Annotated in this window: 23 protein-coding genes; 13 read left to right on the plus strand and 10 right to left on the minus strand. The window is 33.0% G+C overall.

Translation table 11 applies throughout. The features are described 5' to 3' along the window. The first annotated feature begins 30 nt into the window (after positions 1-30). On the plus strand, positions 31-894 hold the full coding sequence (locus tag AST99_RS00365; RefSeq protein ID WP_057777960.1) for a sigma-70 family RNA polymerase sigma factor: 864 nt from the start codon (positions 31-33) through the stop codon (positions 892-894). 41 nt (positions 895-935) lie between these two features. Continuing rightward, complete coding sequence (gene rpsU / locus AST99_RS00370; protein WP_038526570.1) at positions 936-1,130, plus strand: 30S ribosomal protein S21; 195 nt, start codon at positions 936-938, stop codon at positions 1,128-1,130. A 63-nt stretch (positions 1,131-1,193) separates the two neighbouring features. Here rpsU and AST99_RS00375 read toward each other — a convergent pair whose 3' ends face one another. Then, entirely contained in the window at positions 1,194-1,988 is a 795-nt protein-coding gene (locus AST99_RS00375) for a DUF2797 domain-containing protein (protein WP_057777962.1), read from the minus strand. 41 nt (positions 1,989-2,029) lie between these two features. Between AST99_RS00375 and AST99_RS00380 the strand changes: the two genes are divergently transcribed. Beyond that, entirely contained in the window at positions 2,030-3,547 is a 1,518-nt protein-coding gene (locus AST99_RS00380) for a GH3 auxin-responsive promoter family protein (protein ID WP_057777963.1), read from the plus strand. A 236-nt stretch (positions 3,548-3,783) separates the two neighbouring features. Here AST99_RS00380 and clpX read toward each other — a convergent pair whose 3' ends face one another. The 6 genes from clpX to AST99_RS00410 all read right to left on the minus strand — a co-directional run bounded on the left by clpX (position 3,784) and on the right by AST99_RS00410 (position 9,214). Then, entirely contained in the window at positions 3,784-5,016 is a 1,233-nt protein-coding gene (clpX, locus tag AST99_RS00385; RefSeq protein WP_057777965.1) for an ATP-dependent Clp protease ATP-binding subunit ClpX, read from the minus strand. Between the two features lie 60 nt (positions 5,017-5,076). Then, the gene (clpP, locus tag AST99_RS00390) at positions 5,077-5,751 is read right to left on the minus strand and encodes an ATP-dependent Clp endopeptidase proteolytic subunit ClpP (protein WP_038526533.1); all 675 of its coding nucleotides are present in this window, start codon (positions 5,749-5,751) and stop codon (positions 5,077-5,079) included. A gap of 94 nt (positions 5,752-5,845) precedes the next feature. Further along, a complete protein-coding gene (gene tig / locus AST99_RS00395) occupies positions 5,846-7,174 on the minus strand; it encodes a trigger factor (protein WP_057777967.1) in 1,329 nt (442 codons plus the stop codon). A 161-nt stretch (positions 7,175-7,335) separates the two neighbouring features. Then, positions 7,336-7,683 (minus strand): phage holin family protein, encoded by a 348-nt coding sequence (locus AST99_RS00400; protein WP_057777969.1) that lies wholly within the window; start codon positions 7,681-7,683, stop codon positions 7,336-7,338. Positions 7,684-7,716: 33 nt separating this feature from the next. Then, on the minus strand, positions 7,717-8,481 hold the full coding sequence (locus tag AST99_RS00405; RefSeq protein ID WP_057777971.1) for an alpha/beta fold hydrolase: 765 nt from the start codon (positions 8,479-8,481) through the stop codon (positions 7,717-7,719). A 19-nt stretch (positions 8,482-8,500) separates the two neighbouring features. Then, positions 8,501-9,214, minus strand: a complete 714-nt coding sequence (locus AST99_RS00410) for a pyridoxine 5'-phosphate synthase (RefSeq protein WP_057777973.1) — start codon at positions 9,212-9,214, stop codon at positions 8,501-8,503. A 91-nt stretch (positions 9,215-9,305) separates the two neighbouring features. Here AST99_RS00410 and AST99_RS00415 point away from each other — a divergent pair, with 91 nt between their 5' ends. The 8 genes from AST99_RS00415 (at position 9,306) to murI (ending at position 17,630) form a co-directional block, all read left to right on the plus strand. Further along, positions 9,306-9,965, plus strand: a complete 660-nt coding sequence (locus AST99_RS00415; RefSeq protein ID WP_057777975.1) for a CBS domain-containing protein — start codon at positions 9,306-9,308, stop codon at positions 9,963-9,965. A gap of 2 nt (positions 9,966-9,967) precedes the next feature. Beyond that, positions 9,968-10,852, plus strand: a complete 885-nt coding sequence (locus AST99_RS00420; protein ID WP_057777977.1) for an NAD kinase — start codon at positions 9,968-9,970, stop codon at positions 10,850-10,852. Between the two features lie 98 nt (positions 10,853-10,950). Further along, positions 10,951-11,553, plus strand: coding sequence for a type IX secretion system protein PorG (porG, locus tag AST99_RS00425; protein ID WP_057777979.1), 603 nt, complete (start codon positions 10,951-10,953; stop codon positions 11,551-11,553). Positions 11,554-11,611: 58 nt separating this feature from the next. Then, on the plus strand, positions 11,612-12,295 hold the full coding sequence (locus AST99_RS00430) for an isoprenyl transferase (RefSeq protein ID WP_057778024.1): 684 nt from the start codon (positions 11,612-11,614) through the stop codon (positions 12,293-12,295). Further along, complete coding sequence (locus AST99_RS00435) at positions 12,228-14,897, plus strand: BamA/OMP85 family outer membrane protein (protein ID WP_083495559.1); 2,670 nt, start codon at positions 12,228-12,230, stop codon at positions 14,895-14,897. The genes AST99_RS00430 and AST99_RS00435 overlap by 68 nt, the downstream gene beginning before the upstream one ends. 170 nt (positions 14,898-15,067) lie before the next feature. After that, positions 15,068-16,240 carry an OmpH family outer membrane protein gene (locus AST99_RS00440; RefSeq protein WP_057778028.1) on the plus strand — a complete coding sequence of 391 codons (1,173 nt, stop codon included), beginning with the start codon at positions 15,068-15,070 and terminating at the stop codon, positions 16,238-16,240. Between the two features lie 36 nt (positions 16,241-16,276). Continuing rightward, positions 16,277-16,786: an OmpH/Skp family outer membrane protein gene (locus AST99_RS00445; RefSeq protein ID WP_057777981.1), complete on the plus strand. Its 510-nt coding sequence runs from the start codon at positions 16,277-16,279 to the stop codon at positions 16,784-16,786. A gap of 64 nt (positions 16,787-16,850) precedes the next feature. Continuing rightward, positions 16,851-17,630 carry a glutamate racemase gene (murI, locus tag AST99_RS00450; protein WP_057777983.1) on the plus strand — a complete coding sequence of 260 codons (780 nt, stop codon included), beginning with the start codon at positions 16,851-16,853 and terminating at the stop codon, positions 17,628-17,630. Here murI and AST99_RS00455 read toward each other — a convergent pair. Together AST99_RS00455 and AST99_RS00460 are read right to left on the minus strand one after the other, a co-directional pair. Further along, complete coding sequence (locus AST99_RS00455) at positions 17,627-18,154, minus strand: gamma carbonic anhydrase family protein (RefSeq protein ID WP_057777986.1); 528 nt, start codon at positions 18,152-18,154, stop codon at positions 17,627-17,629. The two genes, murI and AST99_RS00455, sit on opposite strands and share 4 nt — an antisense overlap. An 18-nt stretch (positions 18,155-18,172) precedes the next feature. Continuing rightward, entirely contained in the window at positions 18,173-19,177 is a 1,005-nt protein-coding gene (locus tag AST99_RS00460; RefSeq protein WP_057777988.1) for a PorP/SprF family type IX secretion system membrane protein, read from the minus strand. Positions 19,178-19,461: 284 nt separating this feature from the next. Here AST99_RS00460 and AST99_RS00465 point away from each other — a divergent pair, with 284 nt between their 5' ends. Continuing rightward, the gene (locus AST99_RS00465; protein ID WP_057777989.1) at positions 19,462-20,364 is read left to right on the plus strand and encodes a NifU family protein; all 903 of its coding nucleotides are present in this window, start codon (positions 19,462-19,464) and stop codon (positions 20,362-20,364) included. A 163-nt stretch (positions 20,365-20,527) separates the two neighbouring features. Then, on the plus strand, positions 20,528-21,343 hold the full coding sequence (locus tag AST99_RS00470; RefSeq protein WP_057777991.1) for a mechanosensitive ion channel family protein: 816 nt from the start codon (positions 20,528-20,530) through the stop codon (positions 21,341-21,343). Between the two features lie 3 nt (positions 21,344-21,346). On the opposite strand, the gene tsaB is transcribed toward AST99_RS00470, so the two are convergent. Then, a complete protein-coding gene (tsaB, locus tag AST99_RS00475; protein WP_057777994.1) occupies positions 21,347-22,021 on the minus strand; it encodes a tRNA (adenosine(37)-N6)-threonylcarbamoyltransferase complex dimerization subunit type 1 TsaB in 675 nt (224 codons plus the stop codon). Between the last annotated feature and the right edge of the window lie 9 nt (positions 22,022-22,030).

Consider the following 22,030-nt stretch of genomic DNA (forward strand, 5'->3'; position numbering starts at 1 on the left):
GATAGATACGCACAAAACAAAAACAGATACATGAGGCAATTAAAGATTACAAAACAAGTAACGAACAGGGAATCTAAATCGTTAGACAAGTACTTACAAGATATTAGTAAGATGCCATTAATTACTGCCGAAGAGGAGGTTGAATTGGCACAACGCATACGAGAAGGAGACCAAGTGGCCTTAGATAAGTTAACAACTTCTAATTTACGATTTGTAGTTTCTGTTGCTAAGCAATACCAAAACCAAGGATTAACTTTACCGGATTTAATTAATGAAGGTAATGCTGGTTTAGTAAAGGCAGCAAAACGTTTTGATGAAACACGTGGTTTTAAGTTTATTTCTTATGCTGTATGGTGGATTCGTCAGGCTATTTTACAAGCACTAGCAGAACAATCTAGAATTGTAAGATTACCATTAAATAAAATTGGTTCGATTAATAAAATTAATAAAGCATATTCTTTTCTTGAACAATCTCACGAACGTCCGCCAAGTGCAGATGAGATTGCTAACGAATTGGATATGACTGTAAGTGAAGTAAAACAGTCTCTTAAAAATTCTGGACGTCACCTATCAATGGATGCGCCATTAAAAGAAGGAGAAACCTCTAGCTTATATGATGTTGTAAAGTCTGGTGAATCGCCAAACCCTGACAACAATTTAATGTATGAATCGTTAAACTTAGAAATTAACAGAGCTTTAGACACCCTATCTCCAAGAGAAAGTGATGTATTACGTTTGTTTTTTGGACTAAGTAATGAAGCTCCAATGAGTTTAGATGAAATTGGAGAAACATTTGATTTAACACGTGAACGTGTAAGACAAATAAAAGAAAAAGGAATTAGACGTTTACGCCACAGTTCTAAAAACAAAATATTAAAAACATATTTAGGATAATCCTAAATCTTAGAATAATTAATTACTAAAATCAGAATTTAATGCTTAAAATTATTGTAAAAGAAGGCGAGCAAATAGATCGCGCTCTTAAACGTTACAAGAGAAAACACAGAAATGTGAAAGTGATGCAGAACTTAAGAGAGAATCAGTTTTTCACTAAGCCTTCAGTAAAAAGAAGAAGAGAAAATCAAAAAGCGGCTTATATCCAAAACTTGAGAGATCAAGAAGATATTTAATGTTGACTTTATATACAATAAAAAACACGCTATAGATCCTTTTCTAAAGCGTGTTTTTTTGTTTTAATCTATAGCTATAGAAACATACATCCCTTCGTTTCCGCGAATATTAAATACAGTATCATCTTCAAAAATAAGATACTGCCCTTTTATCCCTTTTAACACACCCGAATAGTGTTGCATTTTTTCAATATTTAAAGACTTTGGTTTCTTTGGATATTGTAGTACGGGAAATTCTATTTCTGTTTCTGTATTTAAATCAATAAAATATGGCTTAGCCTCTTCTGGAATATGCGTTTTCAATTTATCTCGCCACTGTACTAAGTTTTCATCTTGCACTTCGTTTTTAAGCATGGTTCGCCAATTGGTTTTATCGGCCACATAATCTTTTAGCGCCACTTCTGTAATACCGGCTAAATACCTATTTGGTACCTCAACTATTTCAATAGCTTCATGCGCGCCCTGATCTATCCAACGTGTTGGCACCTGCCCTTTTCTGGTCACCCCAACTTTTACACTACTAGAATTTGCTAAATATACAATATGTGGTTGCAATTGTACTTTCTTCTCGAATGCCAAATCGCGATCTTCAATATCTAAATGTGCTTTACTCAATTCGGGTTTCATAATCCAATCTGCAGCCTGTGGAATCTCGAAAAAGCAACTTTTACAATAGCCCTGTCTGTATATTTTTTTATCTAATCCACAATTTAAACATTGGTATTTTATGAAATTAATATTTAAAGTTTTATTTAGTAACTGATTCATATTTAAAAAGTCAGAATCAAAAACTAAATAATATTGAATAGGATTAGCATATTCGGTTTCCATTTTTGTTAGAACACCTTCGTAAGTCATAAAAAAAGTATTATTTTTAATTCTTTAAAGATAATGTAAATATGCCAATTACTTTAGTAAATTCAATTGCCTCGTGGTTTCTAAAAAAACGATTCCATCAAATTGAATTATTTTTAAAATACCCAAACGAGGTACAACAAGAATTACTTTTAAATTTAATTTACACTGCTAAAGACACTAAAATTGGAAGGTTACATGATTTTAGTTCTATAAAAAATTATAGAACCTTTGCCGAACGTGTTCCAATCTCGACGTATGAAGATTATCAAGATTTAATTGAATTGTCGCGAGCTGGAGAGAACAACATTTTTTGGCCGTCTCATATTAAATGGTTTGCCAAATCTAGTGGTACAACCAACGCTAAAAGTAAATTTATTCCGGTAAGCTCAGAATCTTTGGAAGACTGCCATTATGCAGCCGGAAAAGATATGCTATGCATGTACCTTAATAACAATGAAAACTCTCAACTTTTTACAGGTAAAGGACTAAGACTTGGCGGAAGCAAAGAATTATATAGAGAAAACGGAACGGTTTATGGTGATTTATCGGCCATTCTCATTGACAACATGCCATTTTGGGCAGAATTTAGTAGCACACCTAGTAATAAGATTTCGCTTATGAGCGATTGGGAAACTAAAATGCAGGCCATAGTAGATGAAACCATTATGGAAAATGTAACCAGTTTAGCTGGTGTGCCTTCCTGGATGTTAGTATTACTAAACAATGTCTTAGAAACTACAGGAAAAGGAAATTTAAATGAAGTTTGGCCTAATTTAGAAGTGTATTTTCATGGTGGCGTAAGTTTTACACCCTATGCAGATCAATACAAAAAAATACTACCTAAAAACGAATTTAAGTATTACGAGATTTATAATGCTTCTGAAGGATTCTTTGCCATACAAGATCAGAACGACACCAAAGAACTCTTACTTATGCTAGACTATGGTATTTTCTATGAGTTTATTCCAATGGAAACTTACAATACCCCAGACCAAAAGATTATTCCATTAAGCGATGTAGAACTTAAGAAAAACTACGCAATAGTAATTACTACTAATGCAGGATTATGGCGTTATAGAATTGGAGACACTGTTAGATTTACTTCTATTTCACCATACAGAATAAAGGTTTCTGGACGAACCAAACATCATATTAATGTATTTGGTGAAGAATTAATTATTGAAAATGTTGAAGGTGCCTTGAGAAAGGTTTGTAAACGTACTAAATCTGAAATTGTAGATTTTACGGGCGCACCAATTTTTATGAAAGATAAAGAAAAAGGGGCTCACGAGTGGATTATAGAATTTAAAAAAGCACCTGAAGATTTAAATTACTTTATCGAACTATTTGATAATGCGCTTAAAGCCGTTAACTCTGATTACGAAGCGAAGCGTTATAACAATCTAACCTTAAATAGGCCGACTATACATATGGGACGTCAAAATTTATTTTATGATTGGCTGAAACAACATAACAAATTAGGAGGGCAACATAAAATTCCTAGACTATCAAATTCTAGAGAATACATGGATGAATTACTCTTAATTAACTCAAAGTAAACGTTTGCGCACCACTAAACACACTTAAATATTCACTTTATCGTTAAATTACGTACATATGTCTAAAAACTTGGCTTATACTTTTTTAATGCCAATAATCCATATACATTTGCCATGCTATTAATCGAAATCTGTTTAGATACAGTATGTTGCAATACAATGTCCTGCAACCAAAATAAAAAAAAACCACTCCTTAGAGTGGTTTTTTTTTGTTTATACTTTATGCCTTAAAATAATTAAGACACAGCTTTCAACTTTTTAATCGTTGTTTTATTCAATTTATTCTCTGCGTACACTTTTGTGATTTTGATCTCTGTTTCGTCTGTACCAGGAAGTTCAAACATAGCATCTGTTAAGATTTCTTCACATAAAGAACGTAATCCACGTGCACCAAGCTTGTATTCTATTGCCTTTTCAACAATAAAATCTAAAGCACCATCTGTAATATTAAACTCGATATCGTCCATTTCGAACAATTTCTTATACTGTTTAATAATTGCATTTTTAGGTTCTGTAAGAATTGCTCTTAACGTTTTAGCATCTAAAGGATCCATGTATGTTAATACAGGTAAACGCCCAATAATTTCAGGTATTAAACCGAAGTCTTTTAAATCCTTTGGAATAATGTATTGCAACAAGTGATTTTGATCTATAATATCATCAGACTTAGATGCACTATACCCTACAGCTTGCATATTTAAACGTTTAGAGATATTACGTTCTATACCATCAAAAGCTCCACCTGCAATAAACAAGATGTTTTCAGTATTAACTTCAATAAACTTTTGATCTGGATGCTTACGTCCTCCTTTTGGCGGTACGTTAACTGTAGTTCCCTCTAAAAGTTTTAATAACGCTTGCTGTACACCTTCTCCAGAGACATCTCTAGTAATTGAAGGGTTATCGCTTTTACGTGCAATTTTATCAATTTCATCTATAAAAACAATTCCTTTTTCAGCTTTTTCAAGACTGTAATCTGCGGCTTGTAACAAACGTGTTAAGATACTTTCTACATCTTCACCAACGTAACCTGCTTCTGTTAATACTGTAGCATCAACAATAGCTAAAGGCACATTTAACATTTTTGCAATGGTTTTAGCCATTAATGTTTTACCAGTACCAGTTTGCCCAACCATCATGATATTACTTTTCTGAATCTCAATATCATCTTTAGAAGGCGATTGTAATAAACGCTTGTAATGGTTATAAACTGCGACAGACATTACTTTTTTAGTCATATCCTGACCAATAATGTACTCGTCTAAAAACTCTTTAATTTGAAGTGGTTTACGCAACATTAATTCGGCAGATAATTCACTATTATCTGATTGCTTAGATTCTTCTAAAACAATACCGTGTGCTTGTTCGATACAACGATCGCAAATATGCGCATCTAAACCTGCTATTAATAAACTAGTCTCAGGTTTTTTTCTTCCACAAAACGAACATTCTAATTCTTCCTTTGCCATAAATCTTTTTAAATTTCACTTTTTAACAGCAGCAAATTGCTACTGTTTTTTTGAGTTGTATTAGCTTCTCACTAATATCTCATCAATCATACCGTATTCTTTAGCTTTATCAGCTTTCATCCAGTAATCACGATCACTATCTGCATATACTTTGTCGTAATCCTGACCTGAATGCTTACTAATAATCTTGTATAATTCTTCTTTTAATATTAAGATCTCACGCGCAGTAATTTCAATATCACTTGCTTGTCCTTGGGCACCACCTAAAGGTTGGTGAATCATAACACGTGAATGTGTTAAACCACTACGTTTACCTTCTGCTCCTGCACATAATAATACAGCTCCCATAGATGCTGCCATACCTGTACAAATTGTTGCAACGTCTGGTTTAATAAACTGCATAGTATCGTAAATACCTAAACCAGCATATACACTTCCTCCAGGAGAATTAATATAAATCTGTATATCTTTATTAGCATCTGTACTTTCTAAGAACAACAACTGTGCCTGAATAATATTAGCCACTTGATCGTTAATTCCTGTACCCATAAAAATAATACGATCCATCATTAAACGTGAAAACACATCCATAGCTACAGCATTCATTTGGCGCTCTTCGATAATGTTAGGTGTTAAATTTGTTGGATACATACTCCCAATAATTTGGTTATAATATGTGCTGCTTATCCCTTGATCTTTTATAGCGAATTTTTCGAATTCTTTTCCGTAATTCATAAATGTTATTTTTAATTAAATAATGAATAAAATAGGCGTTGAATAAAACCTATTCAACGCCTAAATATAATGATTATTCTTTAAAACAGTTGACTTATTTGTCTCCGTAAACCTCTTTAACAAAGTTTTCGTAAGTCACTTCTTTTACTTCTAAATTTGCTTTTTCCTTATACACATCTAATAGTCTCTGACTAACGATTTGTTCAGAAATACGACGTGCTTCTTCTTGGTTTCCTAATACACGAGCAGCGATATCGTCTAATTCTTGTTCAGACGGGTTTAATTGTCCGAATTGAGCCATTTGTGCTTTAATCATGGTTTTAGCATGATCTTTAATATCGTCTATAGAAATTTGGATATCGTTAGCAGTAATTAACTTCCCTTCGATTAATTGGTAACGCATGCTTTTTTCAGACTTTTCGTATTCTTCTTTTGCTGCGGCATCATCTAAAGGTGTTTCTCCTGCTGCTTGAATCCATTTTTGTAAGAATTCTGCTGGTAAATCAAATTTAGTATTATCTACTAAATACTCAGTCACATCGTTTAAAAGTTTTTGATCTGCTTGTTGCACGAATTGCTTTTCAGCATCTTCTTTAATCTTATCTTTTAATTCTGTTACAGATTTAACCGTTCCTTCTCCGAATAATTTATCGAATAATTCTTGATCTAAATCTGCAGCTTCACGCTTATTGATTTCAGAAATGGTGAATGTTACTTCAATATCTAACCCATGAGCTTCGTCATGAGATACTTTTAAAGCATTCATTAAATCGTGATCGTCGCTGTAAAGTCCTTTTGTTTTAAGTGTAATAACATCACCTACTTTAGCGCCAACAAATTTCTTTGTGTTTGCTTTTCCTTTAAGTTTATCTAAAGTTAAAGTTACAGTGTTTTCTATTTCTTTCTCTTCGTTCTTAAAAGTTCCAGTAATTTCACTGTCGTCTTCTATAGCGTCTTGAGGAATTAATTTTCCGTATTGTTTTTGGATACGCTCAATTTGTTCGTCGATCATTTTATCGTCTGCAACAATATTATATTGAGTAATAGCATCTTTACCTTTTAATTCTACATCGAACTCAGGAGTTAATCCTAATTCAAATTCAAAAGAAAATGCTTCAGCATCCCAATCGATACCGTCTTGAGCTTTAGGAAGCGGCTGACCTAAAACATCTAATTTTTCTTCAGTTAAATATTTATTTAAAGCGTCTTGTAATAATTTATTTACCTCGTCTACCAAAACAGCTTTACCGTATTGCTTTTTTACCATTCCCATTGGTACATGTCCTTTTCTAAATCCAGGAATGTTTGCTGTTTTTCGGTAATCTGTTAAGATTTTCTCTACTTTATCGCTATAATCTTCTTTTGCGATATCAACTTTTACTACAGCATTTAATGCATCGATGTTCTCTCTTGTAATATTCATTTTAAATGATATAAAACCCAACTTGGGCATTTAACATAAGTTTCTGCGCCCTAATGTAACGTTAAAGCACAGATTCTCCTTGATTTTTCTAATTAAAAACGGGCTGCAAAAATAAAACATTTTTGCAACCCTACAAAGTTTTTAACGTCTTGTATTTCAGACTATTTTTTATCGTCTCCTACAATACTGTAAATTATAGATTGTAGTATGGTTAGTAAAATACTAAAGAGTATTCCCGACCAAATAGAATCTACATGAAAACCGCTTACTAAATATCCTGCCATTAAGATAATTATTCCATTAATTACCAACAAGAACAGTCCCAACGTTACAATAGTTATTGGAAACGTTAATATTTGCAAAAGCGGCTTTATTAAAATATTTAATATGGCTAAAACTATAGCCACAATAATAGCCGTAATATAATCGTCTACATGAATACCTGATAAAAATCGACCCAATAACACGACTATGAAAGCTGTTAAAAGAAATTTAATAACTTGATTCATAATTATTTATTTTTTTAATGAATTTACAGCTTTTTACGAGATAAAACCAATCACCTCATTATAAAAATCCTCTGGATTTTCTGCGTGTAACCAATGTCCTGCATTTTTTATTGTAACAATTTGTGCATTAGGAAAATGTGATTTTATAACACCTTCATCCTGTAGTGCAATATATTCAGATTTATCGCCACGTAAAAACAAGGTGTCCCCATCAAACTCTGCGTGTATTGGTAAAGCCTCGCCTACTTCTGAAACATTTTCTGTTAAAGACTCTAAGTTTATACGTAAACCTAATTGCCCTTTTTCTACCCAATATAAGTTCTTTAATAAAAACTGTCGCGTTCCAAAATCTGACACATAATTTGCTAATGCTTTATCTGCAGCACCTCGAGTTTTTAATTCAGAAAAATCTAAAGTACCCAAACCGTTTAAAATGGCATCATGATGTACAGGATAAAATCTAGGTGAAATATCGGCCACTAATAATTTAGAAACATATTCTGGATATTTAGTCGCAAACAACATGGCTGTTTTTCCGCCCATAGAGTGCCCTAAAAGCACGATGTTTTTTAAATTATTAGCATCGCAATAGGCTTTTAAATCTTCTACTAAGAGCTCGTAACTAAAATCGTCGCTATGAAAACTTCTACCATGATTACGCTGATCGACCAAATGCACTTGATAGTGTTGTTCGCTAAAACGGACTCCAAGTGTTTTCCAGTTATCACTCATGCCTAAAAAACCATGAAGAATAACAAACGGCGCACCTTCGCCTAAAATATTAGCATGTAATTGCATTCCTTTTTGTTTTAAAATATTACTTCAGTTTATTTAAATACATGTTTACTACGTTTTCAATACCTAAGTACAAACTTTCTGAAATTAAAGCATGACCTATTGAAACCTCAAGCAAACCTGGAATATGATCTTTAAAAAATTTAATATTATCTAAAGACAAATCGTGCCCAGCATTTATGCCTAATCCCAAACTATTTGCCAAAACAGCACATTCAGTATAAGGTACAATACTTTCTGAATTTCCTAATCCAAATTGATGTGCAAAGGCTTCTGTATATAATTCTATTCTATCTGTACCTGTAGCTTTAGCCCCTTCTATTTGCTTTAATACTGGGTCTACAAAAATAGACGTTCTAATATTATTGCGTTTACACTCTGTAATAATATCTATTAAAAAATCCTTGTGTTTAATAGTATCCCAACCGGCATTAGAAGTAATGGCATCGTCTGCATCTGGCACAAGTGTAACTTGGGTAGGCTTTATCTCTAAAACCATATCCATAAATTTCTTAATCGGATTTCCCTCAATATTATACTCTGTGTAGACTGCAGTCTTTAAATCGAATGCATCCTGATAGCGAATATGGCGTTCGTCTGGTCTAGGATGTATGGTTACACCTTCGGCACCAAAACGTTGCACATCTTTAGCAACTTGAACAACATTAGGAAAATCGCCACCGCGAGAATTTCTTAGTGTTGCTATTTTATTAATATTTACACTTAACTTTGTCATAAATCCTTTTTTGATAACGCAAAAATACAAAGTAGAAGAGGCATATTGTACTATTTTTTAATTAATTTGCGCTTTAGTAAACGAGGATAGAATGAATATTTCCCTATATATAATAAACGACATTAAGCCCTTAAGTATAAGCGATAAAATTAGCGACATGCAATTGCTATTTAATCAGCTTACATATACCCATATACCTATAAAAAACAACGAAAACGCATACATAGGTTGCTTATCTGAAACCGATGTATATTGTTTTGAAAGCGATAAACACATTAGCGATTACAGCTATGCTAGCGAAGGTTTTTTTGTGCGTGACGATGCCAATTGGCTAGATGTTTTAGAAACATTTGCCCAAAACGCCAGTAATATCATGCCTGTTTTAAATGTAGACAACGCCTATTTGGGATATTATGAGCTAAATGATATTATAACATTGTTTAACCAAACCCCATTTTTTGCGGAAGATGGTGGCACTTTAGTGATAGAAAAAGGGCTAGACGATTACTCTTTTAGTGAAATTTCACAGATTGTAGAATCTAATAAAGGAAAACTTTTAGGGGCTTTTATTTCTAAAATGGAAAACGAATTAGTACAACTTACCTTAAAAATAGGCAATTCCAGTTTAAACGATATTATACAAACCTTTAGACGCTACGATTACAGCATAATCTCCGGACATGAAGACGATAGTTATATAGAAAGTCTTAAAGAACGATCAGATTACCTAAACAAATACCTAAACATGTAATTATGAAAATCGCCATTTTTGGACAATTTTATCATAAAAACTCTGATGTACCTGTAGAAACATTGCTAGGACATTTGCTGAAAAAAAATGCTGAAATTTTTATTGAGCGTAATTTCTTCGATTTAATACATCATGAAATAGAAAACGACCAGAAATATAATGTATTCAGTACTTTTGATACACTAGACTCTTCTTTCGATCTCTTAATAAGTATTGGCGGAGACGGTACTATATTAAGAGCAGTAACTTATGTAAAAGATTTAGGCATCCCAATTGTAGGTATTAATGCTGGCCGATTAGGATTTTTAGCAACCATACCAAAAGAGTATATTGAAAAAGCTATAGACGATATCTTGAATGGAAATTATAGAATTTCTGAACGCAGTCTACTTGATATTACAACTTCTCCAGAAAATGAGGATATAGCAAAAATGAATTTCGCTTTAAACGAAATTGCCGTAAGCAGAAAAGATACAACCTCCATGATTACAGTGGAAACCTATTTAAACGACGAGTATTTAACGTCTTATTGGAGCGATGGTTTAATCATCTCCACTCCAACCGGATCTACAGGATATTCTTTAAGTTGTGGCGGACCAGTGATAACACCAGACACCAATAGCTTAGCATTAACACCAATTGCCCCGCATAATTTAAACGCAAGGCCTTTAATAATTACCGATTCAACAGAAATAAAATTAAAAGTAAGCGGACGAGAAAACAGCTATCTCGTATCTTTGGATTCCAGAATAGCAACCATAAATAACGAAACTATATTAACTATTAAAAAAGCAGATTTTACAGTTAAAATGATAGAATTATTAAACGAAAGCTTTTTAAACACCCTCAGAAAAAAATTATTATGGGGAGAAGACAAACGCAACTAGACAATATTTTAGTCAGATTTTAGTTTTACACTAAGACAAATTAATTCAATTTGTTAAGAGCTAATCTTATTTGTTATATTTGCAAACTTTAAAACCGCATGAAGTATATACTAGTACTTGTTATAAGTCTTTTTTGTTTACAATCTAGCTATTCCCAAATACATGAATTTGGAATATTTCTAGGTGGTAGTAATTTAATAGGAGATTATGGAGAGCCCAGTTTCGTAAACCCTAATCAGGTTGCTTTTGGAGGAATCTATAAATGGAACAAAAGTTCTAGACATTCTTGGAGAGTTTCTGGAGTAATTACCGAACTAGAGCTTAATATACCTGATAGAAAAGACTCAAAAACGGTAGGCGAATTGTCTGCAGGTTTGGAATTTAATTTTTTTGATTTTGATTTGCATCATTCTGGAGCTCAAGGCACACCTTATATATATACAGGTTTAAGTGTTTTGAACCATACAAATTCAGATTTAAAAAAGAAATGGGCATTAGCTTTACCCATGGTTTTGGGTTATAAATTTAGACTTAACAGGTCTTTTAATATAGGTGCAGAAGTTGGAGCCCGATATGCGTTTGCAGACGATATCGATACTAGTGAGGATATAGGAAATACATACAATAACGATTGGTATGTGTTTACAGGATTAACACTAACTTATACCTTTGGTAGAAATCCGTGTTATTGCACAAATTAAATAGATTTTGAAAGAAAACATTAATACAGATAGATTACCCAAACATATCGCCATTATTATGGATGGTAACGGACGTTGGGCAAAACAAAAAGGATTGCTTCGAGCAATCGGGCATGAGAACGGAACAAAATCTGTTAGAGAAACTGTTGAGAGTTGCGCAGAACTAGGTATAGAAAACTTAACATTATACGCATTTTCTACAGAGAATTGGAACAGACCAAAATTAGAAGTCGACACACTTATGAAGCTTCTAGTTAGTTCTTTAAAAAAAGAAATTAAAACATTACAAGACAATAACATCAAATTAAATGCGATAGGAAATTTAACATCCTTACCTAAAAAAGTATTTAAAGAACTTCATGAAGTTATTGCCAAAACAGAGAAGAATACACGCATGACTCTTACTCTTGCCCTAAGCTACGGATCAAGAGAAGAATTAATTTCTGCAGTTAAAGAAATTAGTGATAAAGTTAAAAATAATATAATTTCTTCTGAAAATATTGATGAATCAGTTATAAATAAGCATCTTTACACGCAAAATTTACCAGACGTAGACTTGCTTATACGTACTAGCGGAGAACAACGTATAAGCAACTTTTTACTTTGGCAAATAGCCTATGCCGAATTATATTTTACAGATGTACTTTGGCCGGACTTTACTAGGCAACATTTGTATGATGCTATTATTGATTATCAAAAAAGAGAACGCCGTTTTGGAAAAACAAGTGAACAACTTAGCTAATTCATTATCATTGAAAACATATTTACCATTCATTTTTATTTTATTCTTTTCATTAACATCTAATCTTGTTAGTGCTCAGGCTTCAGCCAACGGAAAAAAATACACCATTTCAGACATTACCGTATCCGGTAATTCTAGCTTTAGCGAACAAACTATTGTAACCTATTCTGGACTTAGAAAAGGATCGCAAATATTAATTCCTGGAGAAGAAATTAGCGAATCTATCAAGAAACTTTGGAAATCTGGACTCTTTAGCGATATCGAAATTTACATTAAAGATATTGAAGGCGACACAGCTAGTTTAGAAATACATTTATTTGACCTACCTGAATTAACAAATTTAAGAATTACAGGTGTGAAAAAAGGTAAAATGGATGACATTATTGAGGAAAACAACCTTAATGAAGGCGTTAAAATCACAGAAAACTTAATCACCACAACAAAAAACTACTTAGAATCTAAGTATAGAAAAGATGGTTACTTTAATTCTAAAGTTATTGTAAGAACATATCCTATAGAAGATTCCATAGCAAAACCCCGTGTTAACATGATTGTTGCTATTGAAAAAGGTGAAAAAGTAAAAGTAAAAGATATTAATTTTGAAGGCAATACCGTTTTAGCAGATAAAAAGCTTCTTGCTAGTATGAAAAATACTAAAAAGAAAATGATTTTACGTGCTTGGAAACGTTCAAAATTTATTGAAGACGACTATAAAACAGATTTAGTAAGCATAATAGATACCTATAAAGAAAACGGATATAGAGATGCTCGTATCATTTCAGATAGTGTATATGCCAACGACAATAAAACGGTTTCTATTGATATTAAAGTTGAAGAAGGTAGCAAGTATACTTTTGGAGAAATTAACTTTTTAGGAAACTCTGTTTACACAGACGAATATTTAAGTGCTGTATTAAGAGTTCGTAAAGGAGATACATATAATGGTGTATTATTAGAAAAAGGGATTGCAGACGAATCTAGACCAGATGGTAACGACATTACCAACTTATACCAAAACAATGGGTATTTATTCTCGACAATTAACCCTGTAGAAACGAATGCAGATGGAAATGTAATAGACATGGAAATCAGAATTTCTGAAGGAAAACCAGTGCATTTTAACGAAGTTACGGTTGTAGGTAACGAAAAAACAAATGACCACGTTATTTATCGTGAAATCCGGACTAGACCAGGAGAACTTTATAGTAAAGAGAATGTGGTAAGAACGGTTCGTGAATTAAGTCAGTTAGGCTTTTTCGATGCAGAACAAATTACACCAAACTTTAACAATCCAAATCCTAATGAAGGAACGATTGATATGGAATATGAAGTTGTAGAAACCGGATCTAGCCAGATTGAATTGCAAGGTGGTTACGGTGGTGGAGGTTTTATTGGTACGTTAGGACTTTCATTTAATAACTTCTCATTAAAAAACATATTTAATAAAGAAGCATACAAGCCCTTACCAATGGGAGACGGACAGCAATTATCGTTACGTTTACAAGCGAGTCAGTTTTACAGAACGTATAGTTTTTCATTCTCAGAACCATGGATGGGTGGTGTAAAACCTGTACAATTTTCTACGTCACTGTCTTACTCAAATCAGTTCTTATACGATTCTAGTACAGGAGAAGCAGATAAAGACAGACGTTTTGATATTATTGGTATTACGGTTGGTTTAGCGAAACGTTTATCTATTCCAGACGATTTCTTTACATTATCACAATCTGTAAGTTTACAACACTACAATCTTAAAAATTATAGTACAGGATTATTTACGTTCTCAGACGGATACTCTAACAGTTTAGCTTACACTATTGGTTTAACAAGAAACAATACTTGGAACGACCCTGTATTCCCATTAGGAGGTTCTAATTTTAGTGTTAGTGCTAAATTATCTTTACCATACTCTTTAGTAAATGGTGTAGATTATGCCGACTTAGCTGAAGAACGTCAAGAGCAAGAAGACATTTATAACGATACAGAAGAATCTTCTGTAACAAGAACGGACGCTTACGAGCGTATGGGAGAAATTGACCAAGAACGTTTTAACTGGTTAGAATTTTATAAAATTAAGTTTAAAGGAGAATGGTATACAAACATCATTGGTAAATTAGTTTTAAAACCAACAGTTGAATTTGGTTACTTAGGAGCCTACAACCAAGACAGAGGTGTTATCCCTTTCGAACGTTTCTATTTAGGAGGAGATGGTTTAGGAAGCTATAGTTTAGATGGTAGAGAAGCTGTTGCCTTACGTGGTTATGCTAACCAATCTATACAACCTGTAGATAGTAATGGAAATACTACAGAAGATGGGGCATCTATTTACAATAAATTCTCTTTAGAATTACGTTACCCAATAACACTAAAAGCATCTGCAAAAATATACGCCTTATCTTTTATAGAAGGTGGTGCTGCTTATAATGCTTTTAGCGACTATAACCCTTTCCAATTAAAACGATCTGCTGGTGTTGGATTACGTGTTTTTATGCCTGCATTTGGTTTATTAGGTATTGATTTTGGTTACGGTTTTGATCCTCTACCGGGAGAAATTAATGCAAACGGATGGGAAACTCACTTTATCATTGGACAACAATTTTAATTTGGCATGATATTTTCTATAAGTACTTCACTGATTTACTACTTGTTTTAAAAGCTATAAAGTTAAAATTTGTTAATTTTGGAAACTTTAAATCAAGTAGGGACAGAATATTTTAATTCATCTGTCGTTTGTAAAGTTTAGTAGTTAATGATTTTATTAATATGAAACAGATGAAAATACACGTTCTTTTTTTAATGACTGTAGTTGGTTTACTAAATTTTTCTGCCCAAGCACAACGTGGCGTAAGAATTGGTTATATAGATACAGAATATATCTTAGAACATATTCCTGAATACCAAGATGCGTCTTCACAATTAAACGATAAAGTATTACGCTGGAAAGCAGATATCGATTTAAAACTAAACGATATTGCACAAAAGCGAAAAGACCTTAGTAACGAAAAAGCACTTTTAACAACAGAGCTTTACGAAGAACGTAAAGAAGATATTGATTACGAAGAGAAAGAAATCTTAGATCAGCAACAAAAACGCTTCGGTCCGAACGGCGATTTAATGGTTCAAAAAAAACAATTAATTCAGCCCATACAAGATCAGATCTTTTCAGCAGTACAAGATATTGCAGCCTCTAAACAATACGATTTTATATTCGATAAATCTGCAGATTTAGTGATGCTATATTCAGCAGAGCGGTACGATATTAGCGAACTTGTTTTACGAAGTATTAATAGAACCTCTAAGCGCCAACAAGCACAAACAAAAGCACAACGACGTGCAGCTGCAGAAGAAGATATTGTTCCAGACTACAATCCAGAGTTAGAAGCTAGAGAAAAAGCACAAGCAGATAAAATATCAGAGCGTGAACAATTAGAAGAGCAACGCCGACAAGAAATTTTAGAAGCAAGAGAAGCTAGCAAACAAGAAGCTATTGCTAGACGACAAAAAATTCTAGAAGATAGAGAAGCTGCTAGACAAGAAAAATTAGCTGCTAGAAATAAAGTTTCTGATAATTCAGAAAATAATGATACATTAGCGACCTCTGAGGAAACTGTTGAAGAATCAGTGGCTAGTGAAGAAAAAAAGGTTGAAGATAGTAACGCTTCTGCGCCTACAGAATATGATTTAGAAACCATATCTGAACCCGCTACTGTATCAGATTCAGAAAAAACAGAAACAGAAGAAACAAAAACGGAAACGGAAACAGAAACGACTGAGGAACCGAAAACTAAGGAAGAAATTCTTGAAGCGCGTAAACAACAAAAAATTAAAGATCGTGAAGCGCGAGAATTAGAATTAGAAGCACGAAAACAACGTATTCTTGAAGAGCGAGAAAAAGCAAGATTAGAACGCGAAGCCCAAGAGAATAGTGAAGATAACGGAGAGTAAACAATAAAAATTATAACACAAATTAATACTTTAAAAATGAAACAATTTAAAACACTTTTAATAGCAACAGCTTTATTTATTGGCGCATCATCTTTTGTACAAGCACAAAGTAAAGTTGCTCATATTAATACTCAAGAATTAGTTTCTTCAATGCCAGAAATGAAAACGGCTCAATCGCAAATGGAGAAATTAGGAAAAACGTATGAGACTGATATTAAAAATATGGCTACAGAGCTTGACACTAAAGTAAAGCAATACGATTCTGAGTCTGCTACTAAAACTCAAGAAGAAAATGCTAAACGTGTGCAAGAAGTACAAACTATGGAACAAAACATCCGTCAGTACCAAGCACAAGCTCAAAAAGACATGCAACAAAAAGAAATAGACTTATTACGTCCTATTACTGAAAAAGCTAAAGCTGCAATCTTAAAAGTAGCAAGAGCTCAAGGTTTCGATTATGTATTAGATGCCTCTCAAAATGGTGGTGTAATCATGGCCGATGGTAAAGACTTATTAGCTGATGTAAAAAAAGAATTAGGATTCTAATTTATAACATTAACAATATTTAAAAAGCTGCTTTTAATAAAGCGGCTTTTTTTATTTTTACAAAATGAGTACACAACCTATTGGCATATTCGATTCTGGTGTTGGAGGCACTTCTATTTATAAAGAAATTGAAGCCTTACTCCCTAATGAAAACACAATTTATTTAGCAGATAGTGCTAATGCTCCTTACGGTAATAAAACTGCTGAGGAAATTTTAGAATTAAGCATTAAAAACACCGAATTGCTTTTAAACAAGAATTGCAAGCTTATTATTGTTGCTTGTAATACAGCCACAACAAATGCCATTAAAACGCTTAGAACAACCTATAATGTCCCATTTATAGGTATTGAACCAGCCATTAAGCCAGCGTCTTTAAATAGTAAAACTAAAGCTGTTGGTATATTAGCCACAAAGGGCACACTGTCTAGCGCATTATTTCATAACACCACGAACTTATACCGTAACGATGTACAGGTAATAGAACAAGATGGAGATGGTATAGTCCCGTTAATAGAAGCAGGACAAACATTAAGTAAAGACATGGAAAGCTTACTTAAACAGTACTTAAAACCCATGATTGCTGCCAATATAGATTATTTGGTTTTAGGCTGTACCCACTACCCTTACCTCCTACCGCTATTATTACAACTTCTACCTAAACATGTAAAAATTATAGATTCTGGGGAAGCTGTAGCTAGACAGACTAAAGCTATTTTAAAAATTAAGGCATTACTTAATACACAAACAATTCCAGCAACACATGAGTTTTACACTAATGGTAATCCTAATGTTATGCATGACCTACTTGGCCATAGCTATACTGTAAATGTGTGGAATTTTTAGTTTTCGTCTTCGGCCTTAAACCAACCCGAATACTTTACGTAGTTATCTGCAATACGATTAATTTCACCAGAAATTAATTCTTCGCTAATATCTTTTACTTTTTTAGCAGGCACACCAGCGTAAATACTACCAGATTCAACAATCGTATTTTTAGTAACTACAGCGCCAGCTGCAATAATAGAATTACTTTCTATCACACAATCGTCCATCACTATACTTCCCATACCAATTAATACATTATCGTGAATTGTACAACCGTGTACTAAGGCATTATGACCAATAGAAACATTATTACCAATTGTAGTTGGAGATTTCTGATAAGTAGCATGAATTACAGCACCATCCTGTACGTTAACTTTATTGCCCATTTTTATAAAATGTACATCGCCACGAAGTACTGCATTAAACCAAATACTACATTCTTTCCCCATGCTTACTTCACCAACTATAGTGGCATTTTCAGCAATAAAACAATCATCTGGAATCTGTGGAGCGTGTCCATTTACAGCTTTTATAATCATAATTTTAACTTTTACACAAAGTTAGTTATTGCCTGGCAATCGACCATCATATTTTGGTCTCCTAATATTAAAATTATACCCCAATGAAAACTGATGATATCCCCCATTATTAAACACTATAGAATTTGTTTGATAACTGTAGGTATAGGCAAATACAAATTGATTAATAGACAGCCCAAATATAGGTGTTAGATATTGTAGTTTTTGTTCACTTTCTCCGGAGCCATCTAAATATTCACTTCCATTTAAACCAAGTCTATAAGACAACCCAAAGTACATTTTAGACTTTTCAAAATCTTTATAGACTTTAAAATTAAAATCAATAAATGTTTCTTTTGTTCCTTCTTTATATTGAAACATAATAGAAGGCTCATAATCGGTATCTAAACGTCTGGTGTGAAATACATTTCCAACAGAAAACAAGTAACGTCTTAGATTATTTGTTATCTCAATGTCGTTATTTATTCCGTCGTTTTTTAAGATATTTTTTATTGTGGCGTGTATATAAGCACTAATAAACTGATAAGACACACCAAGATCCATATTAAAATTGGTAGAACTTTGTTCTATCCCTGAGATTATAGGATCATAACCGCCATTAATAAAACTAGTCTCATCTAAATTATACTGAATAAACCCAGCACTTAATCCGAAAGAAAGCATATCTAAATCGATATCATTTCTTGAAAACATGATATGGTGTGCATAGGTCGCATAGGCTCCTTTTTGTGAATGGTAACCATTTTTATCTGAATACAAAATTCCGCCAATTGCAGAAGGTGAATATCCGCCAATTCTACCATTTATACTGGCAGTCATTAAACTCGGACCATCGTCCTGCCCCAACCACTGTTGTCTTGCTGTAAGTCGCACTTGAGAGGAGTTAGCCACACCAGCCATGGAAGGATGAATTAAGTAAATATTATCTGTAAGATAATCTGTGTAAATAGGTAGACCTTCTTGTGCCTTACCAAGTGAAGTTATCAATACAAAAAAGAAAACTAAACTATAAATCCTAAAATTCATGTACAAATGCGTTTGCTATTAATTCAGTTACAACATACTAAAGAGGGGAAGTCAGCATATTGCACGTCCAAATATATAAATTTAACGCTCATTTTGGTCTAAAGCGTGCTGAAAAAGAACGAAAAACATGAAATTCACCTGATTTTTCTGACACTTCATAGATGATTTATGTAAATCAACTTTAAATATAAGAAAAATCTTTCACATATTCTGTAGTATAATTTAAGAGTCTTAAACAGATAAGTAAAATTTAGTTTTGTTATTTTTGTCAAAATTATTTATAAATGAAAACATTTAGTGTTTCAATACAAGAGACAACCAATCCAGCAATTATAAAATTTGAATTAAATCAATTCATCACAAAATATCAGAGTTTTGAATTTAACAATATAGACGAGGCCAAAAATTCACCATTGGCACAACAATTATTCTATTTACCATTTGTAAAAAAGGTTTATATATCTGCTAATTTTATAGCCATAGAACGTTATAATATTGTAGAATGGAACGATGTACAAGACGAAGTTTCTGAACAAATAGAAACTTATTTAAATAACGATGGAGTTATTGTTTTAGACGATAGTGCACCAAAGAAAACGGCTGTTACGGTTTATGCAGAAAGCACACCAAATCCAGCTGTACAAAAATTTGTCGCTAACAAAAAATTAGTGACTGCTATGTTTGAATTTACATCTATAGATGAAGCCAAACTATCTCCTTTAGCTTCAGAATTGTTTCATTTCCCTTTTGTAAAGAGTGTATTTATAGACGAAAATTACGTATCGATTACCAAGTACGATATTGCAGAATGGCAGGATATTACAATGGAATTACGTGAATTTATTCGTGGATTTATAGAACAAGGAAAAGATGTCGTTCTTGCTGAAGCTCCAGAAGCATTAGGAAAAACAACACCACAAATTGATGAATCGTTTGAGGCTATGGACGATATCTCTAAAGAGATTATAAATATTCTTGAAGAATACGTAAAACCAGCTGTAGCAAGCGATGGTGGTAATATCCAATTTCAGTCGTATGATGCAGATACTAAAACGGTAAAAGTAATTCTTCAAGGTGCTTGTAGCGGATGTCCGTCGTCTACATTTACATTAAAAAATGGTATTGAGAACATGCTTAAAGAAATGCTTAGTGGCAAAGTAGATTATGTAGAAGCGATTAACGGATAAGCTTGTTTACAGAGACTTACCGTTTCATTTAAATAAGAAAAAACGCACAGTATTACTTAATATTGGGCGTTTTTTCTTATTTAATAATTCTTTATCTTCAAAAAAATATGATTTAGAGACGTTTTTTTTAGATTTGCATTATAAAAATTTAATTATCAAAAATATGAATTTAGAAAACATCGACACAGAAAAGTGGCTTGATTTAGGATTAGAATACGGAGTAAAAATTATTGGAGCAATATTAATTTGGATTATTGGTTCTTGGATTATTAAGAAATTAGTAAGTACTTCAAAAAAATTAATGACTAAAAGCGGGTATGAAGATAGCCTACAAGGTTTCCTTTCTAGTCTTATTAGTTGGGGTTTAAAAATCTTATTAATCATTACCCTTTTAGGAACGTTGGGAGTACCTACAACGTCTTTCGCTGCAATTATTGGAGCTGCAGGTTTAGCTATTGGTTTAGCGTTACAAGGTTCGCTTGCTAACTTTGCAGGAGGAGTACTAATTTTATTATTTAAACCTTTTAAGGTTGGAGACTATATCACTGGAAGTGGTGAATCTGGAACGGTAAAAGAAATTAGAATTTTTACTACAGAATTAGCAACTCCACAAAACCGTAAGGTTATTGTTCCTAACGGACCTTTATCTAACAGTAATATTATAAATTACAGTGCTAACGACTTAATTCGTTTAGATATGATTGTAGGTGTAAGCTATGATGATGATATCAAGAAAACAAAAGAGGTATTAATGAATGTTTTAACATCTAACCCTAAGGTTTTAAAAGATCCTGCACCTATGGTAGCTGTAACAGAATTAGCAGATAGTTCTGTAAACTTTGCCGTTAGAGGTTGGGTTAAAAACGCAGATTACTGGGATGTTCATTTTGAAAACACAGAAGCAGTTAAATTACAACTTGATGCAGCTGGAATTGAAATTCCTTACCCACATCAAGTTGAAATTCATAAAGAGTCTTAATAACTATTTTGCTTTAGGCTTTAAAGCCACAAAATCTTTTAAATAATAAGGTTCAAAATAAGCGACATCTTCGGTGTCGCTTTTTTTGTACTTCACATCTGCCAAAGCGCCCATTTCTCTAGCCGATGGTAATTTGCCATCTACAAACACAGCATTAGGATGTGTTATAATGGTTTTTGTTTTCTCGACACCATTACCTACAAAATACACTTTCCCTTCTTCTAAAAAAGTTTCGAAAGCATGTTCGTCTAAAATCTCTGCTTCTATGCTTCTTACTTCGTTATAATTAGCATCGTAAACAGCAGCATACACTTCCATACGGCGTGCATCCAACATAGATACAATTACACCGTCTGTAATGCTAACTTGATGCGCTAAGGCTTCTAAAGTAGATACAGAAATTAAAGGTTTATCTAGTGCATAACATAAGCCTTTAGCAGCAGACACTCCTATACGTAATCCGGTATAAGAACCTGGTCCTTTGCTTATAGCGATACCATCTAATTGAGAGGTTTCAATATTATTGTCTTCAAATAATGCTTTAATATAAACGTGAAGTCGTTCTGCATGCGAATAGCCTTTGTCGTTATCTTCTTTTAAAGCAAAAGTCTCACCATCCTTAGATAGTGAGACTGAACAGTTTGTTGTTGCTGTTTCTATATTTAATAGTAATGCCACAGTATATGT

This window comes from Formosa algae (assembly GCF_001439665.1).
Lineage (GTDB): Bacteria > Bacteroidota > Bacteroidia > Flavobacteriales > Flavobacteriaceae > Formosa > Formosa algae.